Annotated in this window: 13 protein-coding genes and 1 pseudogene; 11 read left to right on the forward strand and 3 right to left on the reverse strand. The window is 30.1% G+C overall.

Going from position 1 to position 11,240, the window contains the following annotated elements:
• Positions 1-409: hypothetical protein (locus tag AC1DJR_RS14685; protein ID WP_477002893.1), on the reverse strand; the 409-nt coding region annotated here is incomplete at its 3' end.
• 776 nt (positions 410-1,185) lie between these two features.
• Between AC1DJR_RS14685 and AC1DJR_RS14690 the strand changes: the two genes are divergently transcribed.
• The 9 genes and pseudogenes from AC1DJR_RS14690 (at position 1,186) to AC1DJR_RS14730 (ending at position 9,091) form a co-directional block, all read left to right on the forward strand.
• A complete protein-coding gene (locus AC1DJR_RS14690; RefSeq protein ID WP_016093841.1) occupies positions 1,186-1,932 on the forward strand; it encodes a zeta toxin family protein in 747 nt (248 codons plus the stop codon).
• A 566-nt stretch (positions 1,933-2,498) separates the two neighbouring features.
• Positions 2,499-3,422: an HNH endonuclease gene (locus AC1DJR_RS14695; RefSeq protein WP_477002894.1), complete on the forward strand. Its 924-nt coding sequence runs from the start codon at positions 2,499-2,501 to the stop codon at positions 3,420-3,422.
• 57 nt (positions 3,423-3,479) lie between these two features.
• Positions 3,480-3,842 carry a hypothetical protein gene (locus AC1DJR_RS14700; protein WP_340853231.1) on the forward strand — a complete coding sequence of 121 codons (363 nt, stop codon included), beginning with the start codon at positions 3,480-3,482 and terminating at the stop codon, positions 3,840-3,842.
• A 68-nt stretch (positions 3,843-3,910) separates the two neighbouring features.
• Entirely contained in the window at positions 3,911-4,240 is a 330-nt protein-coding gene (locus AC1DJR_RS14705) for a nucleotide pyrophosphohydrolase (protein WP_016096863.1), read from the forward strand.
• Between the two features lie 145 nt (positions 4,241-4,385).
• Positions 4,386-5,651, forward strand: a pseudogene (locus tag AC1DJR_RS14710) (DNA/RNA helicase domain-containing protein); the annotation flags it as partial.
• Positions 5,652-6,274: 623 nt separating this feature from the next.
• Positions 6,275-6,895: a DsbA family protein gene (locus tag AC1DJR_RS14715; RefSeq protein WP_477002895.1), complete on the forward strand. Its 621-nt coding sequence runs from the start codon at positions 6,275-6,277 to the stop codon at positions 6,893-6,895.
• A 295-nt stretch (positions 6,896-7,190) separates the two neighbouring features.
• Positions 7,191-8,012 (forward strand): MBL fold metallo-hydrolase, encoded by an 822-nt coding sequence (locus tag AC1DJR_RS14720; protein ID WP_404518223.1) that lies wholly within the window; start codon positions 7,191-7,193, stop codon positions 8,010-8,012.
• Between the two features lie 4 nt (positions 8,013-8,016).
• Positions 8,017-8,409, forward strand: a complete 393-nt coding sequence (locus AC1DJR_RS14725; protein ID WP_042889832.1) for a nuclear transport factor 2 family protein — start codon at positions 8,017-8,019, stop codon at positions 8,407-8,409.
• Positions 8,410-8,563: 154 nt separating this feature from the next.
• Positions 8,564-9,091 carry a nuclear transport factor 2 family protein gene (locus AC1DJR_RS14730; RefSeq protein WP_215586228.1) on the forward strand — a complete coding sequence of 176 codons (528 nt, stop codon included), beginning with the start codon at positions 8,564-8,566 and terminating at the stop codon, positions 9,089-9,091.
• Positions 9,092-9,480: 389 nt separating this feature from the next.
• On the opposite strand, the gene AC1DJR_RS14735 is transcribed toward AC1DJR_RS14730, so the two are convergent.
• Complete coding sequence (locus AC1DJR_RS14735) at positions 9,481-9,693, reverse strand: hypothetical protein (RefSeq protein ID WP_404489756.1); 213 nt, start codon at positions 9,691-9,693, stop codon at positions 9,481-9,483.
• A 152-nt stretch (positions 9,694-9,845) separates the two neighbouring features.
• Here AC1DJR_RS14735 and AC1DJR_RS14740 point away from each other — a divergent pair, with 152 nt between their 5' ends.
• Positions 9,846-10,004, forward strand: coding sequence for a hypothetical protein (locus AC1DJR_RS14740; RefSeq protein WP_404489758.1), 159 nt, complete (start codon positions 9,846-9,848; stop codon positions 10,002-10,004).
• An 86-nt stretch (positions 10,005-10,090) separates the two neighbouring features.
• Here AC1DJR_RS14740 and AC1DJR_RS14745 read toward each other — a convergent pair whose 3' ends face one another.
• Positions 10,091-10,861, reverse strand: coding sequence for a hypothetical protein (locus AC1DJR_RS14745; protein ID WP_477002896.1), 771 nt, complete (start codon positions 10,859-10,861; stop codon positions 10,091-10,093).
• Positions 10,862-10,945: 84 nt separating this feature from the next.
• On the opposite strand from AC1DJR_RS14745, the gene AC1DJR_RS14750 reads away from it, so the two are divergent.
• Positions 10,946-11,122: a hypothetical protein gene (locus AC1DJR_RS14750; RefSeq protein WP_214931524.1), complete on the forward strand. Its 177-nt coding sequence runs from the start codon at positions 10,946-10,948 to the stop codon at positions 11,120-11,122.
• The last annotated feature ends 118 nt before the right edge of the window (positions 11,123-11,240 follow it).

Raw genomic sequence — 11,240 nt, forward strand, 5'->3', positions numbered from 1 at the left:
CGTTGTGTATAATATCGTTTAATAATTGCATTTTTTCTTTTTCAAAGAATGGGACACTTATATGATAAGGTGTTCCAGCTTTTTCAATTCTTAATATTGTTTGAATACCGCTACCTGCAATTCCAATACCTATTATTAGATAAATTAAGCCACCAAGAAAACTACCACTAAAAGTAGCTAATGCGAATAAAATGATTAGTATTCCCAAAATTATTGGTTTAAAATAATATTTCGTAGATAACATAGATCCAGAAATATTTTTTAGAGGAATGTTTTGTTGGTCTTTACCTGCAGGAATAAATCCTAATAATGTGTTTGATAAGTTGGTTTTTATAAACCTATTATCAACGTCTACTCTACCTTTTATCCAAAAGAATAATAGGCTAGTTGAAAATTCAAGTCYTTTCATCTTTTCATCTCCTGTTATAAAATATTAACAATAAAATTGCAATATTGTTATATTAACATGAATTGTAATGTGTGTGTATAAGTTTATATAAAAAGAAAGAATTTTTTTGAGAGAATTTCTTATTTTTATATAATATATGTGGTAAAAACAGTCCAAGGTTAAATAATAAAGTGGAATGTATGGGTCACTGTTAAAGAGACGCAATTAATTAGTGGGTACATATATTAACTATACTAATAAAATATTGATTTTTCTCATACTTTATTGGAAGTAGAGCGTGATATTCCAAAAATTAATGCAAAAGTCAGTACACATTATTTAACTAGATCATCTTGATAATAATAACTAAATTATGTAATATATAGGTATATTGTTATTTTAATTGATTCCGTTTATTCCCACACCTTATGTGTTGTGGTTGAGTTGTAGAAGCAAGTTGTGTTCTTGTTTCAATTTTGAAAGGGCTTCTTTGAGCCGATTAGTGTATATAGCTTATTTTGCTATGCACAATTAATCGACTTAAAGGAGTCCTTTTTTGTTTGTTTAAGTGGATATATAGAGTAGGTATTAAGTTAGAGAGAAATATGATTGTTTAGAAGGAATGTGTAATGATGAATTGAAAAATATAGCATCTAACTAAAAGAGCTATATGGAATCATAGTAAGAATGATCTCAAGTAGAGACGAGAAATCAAAGTTATAAGTACAGGGTTAGAGTAAGTACTCTAACTTTTGAAGGGAACCTAATAATTCATTTATAGAAGAGGAGAAGACGAATTGAGAACAACCCGAGAAAGATACGTAAACAATGGGGAGTATGTAATAGAACGTAAGGATCTACATAATGAGATTATTGAATCATTTTTAAATGAACATTCACAGCAAGAAAAAGAACCTGAAGCCATATTACTTGGTGGTGGTTCTGCTGCTGGAAAAAGCTCAATTGGAGAGTTAGTAAGTAAGGGGTATAAACGTAAGAAGAAACATATGATTTGGATAGATTCTGATAAGATCAAAGAAAAAATACCAGAATATCAACAATTAATGGAATCAGGGGACACAGAACTAATAAAACAAGCAGCCTTTTTGGTTCATGATGAAAGCAGTGATATTACCATGGAACTTTTAAAAATCTGTATGAAGAGAAAAATAAACTTTATGTATGATGGTACAATGAAAAATGTAGAGAAATATAAAAAATTGATTCAACAATTAAGACAAGCTGAATTCAGTATTAATGCAATCATTGTAGATGTTCCAATAAAGGTTGCTTTAGAACGATCAATCATGCGTTTTAAACTAACAGGAAGATTGGTTCCGGAACATATTATTGAAGAAAGCCATATGAAAGTAGCAACTACATTTTGTAAAATTAAAGATTTGATAGATTGTTATAGCTTATATGATAATACGGGTCAGCAACCAGAAATTTTTGCTTTTAAAGAATCAAAACAAGCAAAAGAAATTATTGTTGATGAATCTCGAAATAATCAATTTAACGAAAAATCAGCTCTTGTTTTTTAGGGAACATACATTTAATAAATTTTATAAAATAATAAATAGATTTAATTTCTATAATCTCCTGACAACTTATAATATTATTGATATAATAAGTATAGGAGGCGATATGAATGGAATTTAAAGAACTTATGAAGTATATAGAAGAAAACAAAGAAGAGCATTTTCATGATTTAATCGCTAAAAATGAACGGGAAATGGAAAAAAAGGAAGAAGAGAAATAAAGAATTTGAAGCAGAGGAGTTGACCTTTTAGGTCAACTCTTTTGTTTGCATAAATGAGTATTTAGTTAAAACTCTCCATTTATCACAAAAATCAATAATAGCGCATGTGCTGCTTTTGTAGATATTTGTGTGATATGTACTTTATTGTAAAACAACTATATTATTTTTACATGTTAACATCATTGTGTGTGGGATTTAATTTATGAGAAAAAAATCGTATGAAATAATAAATGTATAATTAATTATTAGTAAAAACTTAAATAGGTTATTTGCTAATCGTAGGAGAGTTTTTTAGTATTAAATTAAATAGAAATCAGTGTAGTAAATATACGCTTTAGGAGAGAATATATGAACCATTTTATTGTTATGCAGGGACATACTTATCAAGAAGAAAAGGAATTAGGAATTATTTGGTCACCAAAAAAAGATAGAGGTGGTAATGTACCACATTCATGGAAAAGAATGATGGATGTAAAAAAAGGAGATCGAATCTTTCATTATGTAAAAGGGAATATTGTGGCGGTTAGTATTGCTGAAGAAGATTGTAAGGAATCGAATAAACCATCGATTATGAAAAGTCATGATCAATGGAATGATGAAGGTTATCTGGTGTCTTTAAAATATCATGAGTTAGAAAAAACAATTAATATACGTGAGAATTTTGAAGAGATATCGCAGCTTTTACCAATTAAATACTCTCCTTTTCAATCAGATGCAAATGGAAATCAAGGTTATTTATACCCATGTAATGAAGAATTAGCTCTTAAATTAATTGAACTAATAAGTGATTCAAACATTTATGAGAAGAAAAATGAGCAATTAGAATTATCAGTTGATGAGGTAAGAAGGACTGAAAATAACACATTAATTCCTGTTATATCTGAAACGGAATCTAAGGTGAAAGCTACAATCCGTATTGGACAGCAAAAATTCAGGAAAGCATTAATGGAGCTGTGGAACGGGAAATGTGCATTATGCGGAATAAATTTACCAGAATTATTAAGAGCGAGTCATTCAAAGCCATGGAAAGATAGCACAAGTATGGAGCGTTTAAATTCTTATAATGGTGTGCTCCTTTGCTGTAATCATGATGCCCTGTATGATAAAGGGTTTATTACATTTGATGGCCAGGGGCGATTGCATATTTCTCCATTGATAGTAGAAACAGATTATTTGATATTTGGATTAACACCCAAAGCTAAGATAGAAATTCRCCYRGARAATAAATTATACTTTMAGTKGCATAAGARRAAYATTTKTWAAACAAAATAGTATAATTTATAATTTCAAGAGTATGAAGAACATAAGAGAATTGAAGGAGATTGCTACATGTATAACTGTAATCAATGTGGTACAGAAATGATTATGCAATTGCAAGATAGATATAGAGAATATTGTCCAAAATGTCAAGATCTCAGGCCAAGTAGCTTAGTATATTATAATTTATATGAACTATTAGAATTTATGGAAGCAAATGAATACATGAGTAAGGAAAGTATGTTACATAACTTTCTAAAATGGGAGTTTGAATTAACGAAAGGAAGTATCTTTAAGTTATATTTAGAGGTAGATAGATATGATCAAATCGGTGATGAGAACCTATCAAAGCAATTAGATGCATATATGAAGGGAATCCGATTAAAATTAAATGTTAAATATGAGGACGATTATATCTGGATTAAGGTGAATTAGTTGAGATTCTATATATAATGCGTTTTATTTTGAAAAGATAGTATGAATAAGAGAGGGGATTAATAGTGATGCAAGATTTACAAAAGGCAGTAATAAAATTTCGAGATGAGAGAAATTGGGGTCAGTTTCATAATGCAAAGGATCTGGCAATTTCATTAAATTTAGAGGCAGCAGAATTACTTGAGACTTTTCAATGGAAGTCTAGTGAAGAAGCAACAGAAACTAAAATGCAGGAAATGAAAGAAGAAATAGCTGATGTAATGATTTATTTGCTTATGTTAAGTGATAAATTGAATATTGATTTAGAAGAGGCAGTACATGCTAAGTTATTAAAGAATGCAGAGAAATATCCTGTCGAAAAAGCATTTGGAAGTAATAAAAAATATGACGAACTGTAAAGCGATAATCGTTTTACAGTTTTTTGAAATGTTTTTGTGAAAGAGGATGGTTGGGATTGTGATTTGTATGTGTGGATTGTATTCAGCGAGTATACAATCCACACACTCAAATATTATTCAATTTAAAAAGTGGGGAGTTATTTAAATGATATCATTTGCAGCAAAATTATCTTCATTTGAAATAATTAAGAAGAAGCGAAAGGCGTTTGAGCAAGGCTGTACGAGAGACTTTGAAATTGATAGTGTACCAGTAGTCTATATTCAACGAGATAAGAAGAATTTATATGTAGGTAAGTCCACAGATATTTATGAGCGTTTCGTTGCACATTTAAGTGATGAAAGTAAAACATTCAATTAAGTTATTGTAATAAAAAGCGAATTATTTAATGAAAGTTCGATTAAGCATATTGAAACATTGTTAATTGAATATTTATCTGCAGATGATAAATTTAACTTACTGAATAAAGTTAGGGGCCAAAAGATTCATTCTTATAACGGGATTGAAAATGTTCAGATTATGTTTAAAGAAATTTGGAATCAGTTAATTGAAGAAGGGGTAGCTAGTGAGAATTTAGGTGAGATACATAATAAATTTATTTATAAATATTCACCATTTAAAGAACTATCGGCTAATCAAATTGAGGTTTGTAAAGACATTTTTAATACGATGCTTACCACATCAAATAGTCGACATTTGATTACAAGGGACCCGGGTACCGGTAAAACAATTGTATTAACAAATATCTTATATGCGCTTGCTTATGACAATAAAACTGGTAAAGCGAGAGAGGGATTGAATTATGAAGATATAGCACTTGTTGTTCCGCAAAATCACTCATTAAATTTATATAAGAGCTTAATGAACAAACTAGGTCTACAAGGTATTACGGTGCTGTCACCTTCACTATTTATTAAGCAGGCAAAAAGTAGGGGCTCTAAATATAAGTATGTTTTTGTGGATGAAGCACATCGTCTGAAACAATATTTTGGCAAACAAGCACGTGATTTAAAACATTTAGTCACTGATAATGGCTATACAACTGAGTTGGAGTTAATAGAAACATTCGCGTATCACTTAACTGTGGTTTATGATCCATACCAAACAATCCGACCTGCAGATATAGATACAGATGTATTCCAACAGTTGACAGTGAATTATAAGAGGCATCTCTTACATAAACAATTCCGTTTAAAATCTGGAGATCAATATTTAGCATGGTTGCGTAAATATTTACAAATAGCAAATAATGTTGGTGTTTATGAGGAAGGATTATTGCAGGGCTATGACTTTAAAGTAATGGAATCTATTACAGAATTAAATGATTCTATGAAATCTTTAAATAAAGATCATGAATTATGTCGCGTAGTCGCAGGTTATTCCTGGAAATGGGCTACACAAAAGGATAAGAATCTATAATGCAGTAAATCAAAATATGCAGAGATATCTAAAAGAAATAGTAAGAATAAGTCAATAATTATGAAAAGAAGTTACTTGAATTAGAGTAGCTTCTTTTTATTTAATAAAAATGAAAGGGTATATAGGTATTAAGCGATAATCCTAAAGTTATATTTTATTGTTAACCGGATTTTTGAAAACGTTAGGGTAGAAATTTAATATTTTTTATAAAAAAAGAATTGACTTTCGTCTCAGTTGTAACTAATATAGTTACATAAAGTTGTAATCGAATTAGTTACAACCGATACCTATTTTAAGTGGAAATACGATTTGTATATTTATTTAAGGATGGTGGTTCACACGTTGCCGCTAAGGGTAGATAGTTACTGACATATTAAAAGAAATGCATATTCCGTACTGTAGTATTTTCTACTTTGGGGCAATAATATACATCGTTGTCTTTTGCTAAAAATCTTAGTYGCTCTTTCTTTGAAAGGGTTAGTTTTTGAAAAATATAGTAAGGTGCCTCAAAAAAGAACAAGATACTAAAAAAGATGTACTTTTACAAACCAAAAAGTTGGCTGAGAATTTTAAGTGATAGCTGAACTGGTAAATAAAAATAAAGGTAGGAGATTTAAATGGAAACGAAACAAGGTAACTTTATATATGTATGGGACGCATATTGTGGATGGTGCTATGGCTTTTCAGAAAGTATTAAAGGATTTTACCAAAAACACACTGAAGTGCCGTTAACGGTTTTATGTGGAGGGTTATTTTTAGATGAGTTACCAATAAAAAATTTCTCATATATAGAAGAGGGAAATAAAAGAATTAATCAACTTACAGGTGCAGAGTTTGGTCCTTCATATCAAAAATTGGTGGAAGAAGGTACTTTTAAAATGAATTCGAAAGATGCTGCAATTGGCTTTTCCGCTTTACGTTCATTAGCGCCAGACCGTTTGTTAGAATTCACTTCGGCTATGCAAAAAGCGTTTTATTATGAGGGSCAAAGTCTGAGTGAYCCTGAAACATATCGTAAGATTGCAATYGAGCATGGTTTGGAYCCTGAACAAGTAMTAGARCGWTTAAAYGCTCAAGAAACAATWRTAGATGTMCAAAAYGATTTCAATAARGTKCGACAGCTTGGTGTTAATAGTTATCCTTCATTACTTTTACAAAAGGATAATCAAATTATCCCTATTGGTGGCGGGGTAATGACGCCAGATAAAATTGAAGCACGTTTTAAAAATTTATATTAAAGAATTTTAAGTTAAAGTATATAACAATTAACATTTTAAAAAAGGCACCAAGTGGATGGCCTTAAATCTTTCTTATAAAAATTATATTTTCATTTTGTTTTTAACGAAGGTCCGGTTCTGATTTTACTATAGGCCATAGTAGCAAACATGTTAGCTTACGCCAACCGACATACATCTCCTATCTATTTGCTGGTGCGATTAACTATGCAGGGGAATTGAGGAGGGGCCTTCTGTCGGAACAAGATAAAAATTTGTTATCTATTCAATAACTTTAAGAAAAGGAGAATAACATTCTATGTTTAAAACAATCGATACAAATCTAAATGATGTAAAATTGACGGTGTTTAGTTCGGATGAAAAAAGTTTTATGGTAACTGCAACCTTAGTTGAGAAAGCAGGACATGCATTTTTAATAAACTCAAAATTTACTCAATCTGATTCGAAAGAAATTGTAGATTATCTGAAAAACAATAACTTATCCCTAGATAAAATCTTTATTATACATGGGGATCCTGATTATTACTTTGGGTTAGAAAGTATTAAAGCTGCTTACCCAGGAGCAATAGCGTATGCAACAGAGTCTACTGTTGAACATATTGTTCATTCTGTATTAGGGAAATTAAAAGTTTGGAAAGATGTACTAGGAGAAAATGCACCAAACAATGTGGTATTACCTCAAGTTATTAAAGAGAAAACAATTGATTTTCAAGGTTTAACATTTGAACTTGTAGGCTTAGATGATTACAGAACTAGCTTATTTAATAAAGAGCTAAAATTATTGATTGGAGGCATTGATGTATTTAACGAAATCCATGTGTTCTTAGCAGATACTAGCTCAAAAGCAGCAATGGAGGCATGGATTGAGAACTTGAAAGTATTACAAGCGTTACATGCTGACATTATTGTACCAAGCCATGGATCAATCGAAAAATCCTTAGATAATCAAGCGATTATTGCAACTATGGATTATCTAAGAACTGCAATTCAAGCTTCTGAAGAAAGTAACACTTCAAAAGATTTTGTGGCAAAGCTTGAAACAGCATATCCAGGCTATGCTAATAAAGGTGTATTGGAATTAAGTGCAAAAGTTGTAACAAAAGAAATGCCATGGGGTTAATGCTATGAATAAATATCAAAAACTATTACATGAAACGTATGTGTTAACTGGCGAGGGAAAAATGGATGCTTTCAAAACATATTTAAGTGAAAATGTATCTTGGACAGAAGCTGCTGGGTTTCCATATGCGGGCACTTATATAGGTCCTGATGAAGTAGTGAAAAATGTACATGAACGTCTTGGAACTGAATGGGATAACTATAGTGCTAAAGATGAAATTTATGCTTTTAATAACAATACTGTTATCGTGTATGGAAAATATAGTGGAACATATAAAGTAACAGGGAAATCATTCATAGCAGATTTTTGTCATCTTTATGAGTTTGATGAGAACGATAAGGTTAAGAAGTTTATTCAAATTGTGGACAGTGCAACTGTTAATGAGGTATTAAGTTAGAGTTACCAGTTTCAAATATGCCTCGTATAAGGAGTATTGTTAGGATAGATGGATTTTCCTAACAATATTTCTTACATCACATTCTGGGAAAGATTTTTCCTTTATTAAGCGTGTTATCGAAGGTGAATTATAAAATTAGAAGAGGTAGATATATATGAAATTAGAGAAAAATTTAATAATAATAATTATTTCTGTGTTTATTTTAGGAATTGTGTCGACTTTGACATTTCAATCCTTCACTGGTAATGCCAAAGGTAACTCAATAAAGAGCGAGAATGTTGCACCAGTATCGAAAGATGATGTGGCAGAAAAAGAAAAGAATAAAAAGATGGTAGTTGATTTCTATAATGAAGTTTTTAACAAACATAATATCGATATCATCCCTAAATATGTAAGTGAAGATTATAAGCAACATAATCCTTTTGTGGCTGATGGACGAAAAGCTTTCATGGATTTCTTTAAGGAGGATTTTGTTAAAAACCCTAACTCCTCTGCAGAAATTAAACGTGTAGTAGCTGAAGGAGATACAGTTGCTCTTCATGTACATTCTCGTGCTAACTCTCAAGATAAGGGAGTTGCTATAGTGGATATATTTCGTATAAAGGATGGTAAGATTGTCGAACACTGGGATGTAATTCAAGAGATTCCAAATGAGGCGGCTAATGATAATACTATGTTTTAGGTAGAAGATATATTTAATGATTGTTTAATTGTTAGAGCTGTATAGGATCTAGAGATTTAGATAAGTTATGTATAAGTTGAGTAAAATGGAGAGATGTCCTAGATATGGTACTAGGACATCTCTTTTTGTTTTAACGAGGATAAATTTATAAACAAAAACTTCAATTCATCATCAACTTTATAGATTTTTTCAATTAGTAAAAGATTGTTAACAAAAATCCGAGTATCTTTATATTGAGAAATAAGGGAGAATTATTATAAAGAACCTCATCTTTTTTCGTAAATAAAAGAGCAGCAAGCAAAAGCTAACTGCTCAATACAAGGAGATACAGAGAAAACTACTTCAAATGAGTTATGGCATACAGTCTATATACAGTATTGACGGAAAATTTATTTTAAATCCAATTTACTTAAAGTAAATATCCCTACAGATATAATGGATGCGCCTATTGCAAAACCTATCCAGTCTCTCCAGCTTAATGTATTTAAAGGCGTATCTGTTAAATCCATAATTAAGAAGATAGCAAAAATTAATATACCGAATGCTAAGCCTCCCCAAAATGTTTGTAACGATTTAATAATCTTCTTTCGGAATTTGTTCATATAAATCATCCTTACTAATACTTTGTATTTTTATAAAAAAATTATTGCATGTGTAAAAATTGAAAGTACGAAATATGCACTATTGCATATTAGAAATTAAAAAAATAATCCATTCATAAGTAAATAGATTGAACGGAGGGGAACCGTATCGTATGAATCAAAAGGGAATTAGTATTATGTATGATCGTAGCTTTACTTATGTTGGAAAGCTTAAAAAGAAGTGGGAAAGTGAGGAGAAATGGAAAGGACCGACTGATATTAGAGAAATCAAAAAAATACTAGGATTTTTTCCTAGCATTCAATGTAATTAGTTTTTACTATGATTTGAATATGAAGAGAATGAGTATAAAAAAGATATGTATTTAATAGAAAAAAAGCAGGATAACACCCCTTTTAATTAAATGGGGGTGTGGAAAATTATGAAATATGTTAACAAAATAAAAGTTAGGGGAATTTTGAATCCATCCTTTTTTAAGTCAGAAGTTAAGAATTGTTGATTTGTATGAAAGTTTTTCATTAATTCTACAAAGAAAAACATAGAAATAACGATTTGCCCCAATATTAAGATGGGAGACATAGTTGATAGTATGGAAGATAAATCATTAAGTGGTGTAACTTGCGTATTCTTTATTGAGCTTGCGAGCAAGTTTCCCAACTCAATTTTTAATGAAATCTCGGCTATATTATAAGTTAAAAATATTGTCGCAATACAAAAAAGAATTTGGATGGGTGTACTAATAAATTTAAAAGGCCTTTGTAACAATGAATACTTAATAATAAAAAATATGGAATACAAAATGATGAATGCATAAATAAACAAACCAAACGTTTGCAATCCATTAGATATAACTCGTGCAATAATAGAAAGTATAGTTTCTCTTTCGTCAAAAGAGATTAATGGAGAGTTTTGAATAATAGACAAATTATTATATAGTGAATTAGCTATAAATGCACAAAAAAATAAAGCAATTAAAGAAGGAATGAAATTTAGTACTTGCTTAATTTTTTTATCGGTAGATGAAATCTCAAAGTCTATTATTTCAAAGGTGTCTTCTGAATTTCGATGTGTGGCCTTTTGTTTAGCTTGCTTATAAGATTTATATGTAAAATATACGCCGATTCCTGTAATAACTTGACTAAAAACAAACTGAAATAATTCTAATGACATGCAATTGCTCCTTTCTATAAAATTATAGAAAAATTATAACATATTTTTACATAAATTGAGGGGTGACGGCATAAAAAATGAGGAATGAAAGTATTTATAATTATAGACCGTAATGATGTGTTGCTTGTAGTTGGTGTAGATGAAAATGTAGTAAAAGAATATCATTTTTATAATTATGGGATAGATATTGATGAAGAAGATTTAGAACTAGAAGAGTTAAGTAAGGGAAGTTTTTTCTTGCAAGAGAATAAATTTGGTTAAGAATATACGAGTGATTTTGAAAGAATTAAAGAATTTAATAAGTCTTCATACAGTGTAGAATCTAATTTTGAATGGAAATTTCTTTTTTTCATAAATAAAAGAAGCAGCTAGCAAAAGC

The sequence above is a fragment of the Bacillus sp. 05T31 genome, assembly GCF_056396725.1.

Bases quoted from the DNA above. Each gene is read 5' to 3' on its own strand.
- AC1DJR_RS14720 (WP_404518223.1), top strand. From the start codon at position 7,191: ATGTTTAAAACAATCGATACAAATCTAAATGATGTAAAATTGACGGTG.
- AC1DJR_RS14725 (WP_042889832.1), top strand. From the start codon at position 8,017: ATGAATAAATATCAAAAACTATTACATGAAACGTATGTGTTAACTGGC.
- AC1DJR_RS14700 (WP_340853231.1), top strand. From the start codon at position 3,480: ATGTATAACTGTAATCAATGTGGTACAGAAATGATTATGCAATTGCAA.
- AC1DJR_RS14740 (WP_404489758.1), top strand. From the start codon at position 9,846: ATGAATCAAAAGGGAATTAGTATTATGTATGATCGTAGCTTTACTTAT.
- AC1DJR_RS14745 (WP_477002896.1), bottom strand. From the start codon at position 10,861: ATGTCATTAGAATTATTTCAGTTTGTTTTTAGTCAAGTTATTACAGGA.
- AC1DJR_RS14730 (WP_215586228.1), top strand. From the start codon at position 8,564: ATGAAATTAGAGAAAAATTTAATAATAATAATTATTTCTGTGTTTATT.
- AC1DJR_RS14705 (WP_016096863.1), top strand. From the start codon at position 3,911: ATGCAAGATTTACAAAAGGCAGTAATAAAATTTCGAGATGAGAGAAAT.
- AC1DJR_RS14750 (WP_214931524.1), top strand. From the start codon at position 10,946: ATGAAAGTATTTATAATTATAGACCGTAATGATGTGTTGCTTGTAGTT.
- AC1DJR_RS14735 (WP_404489756.1), bottom strand. From the start codon at position 9,693: ATGAACAAATTCCGAAAGAAGATTATTAAATCGTTACAAACATTTTGG.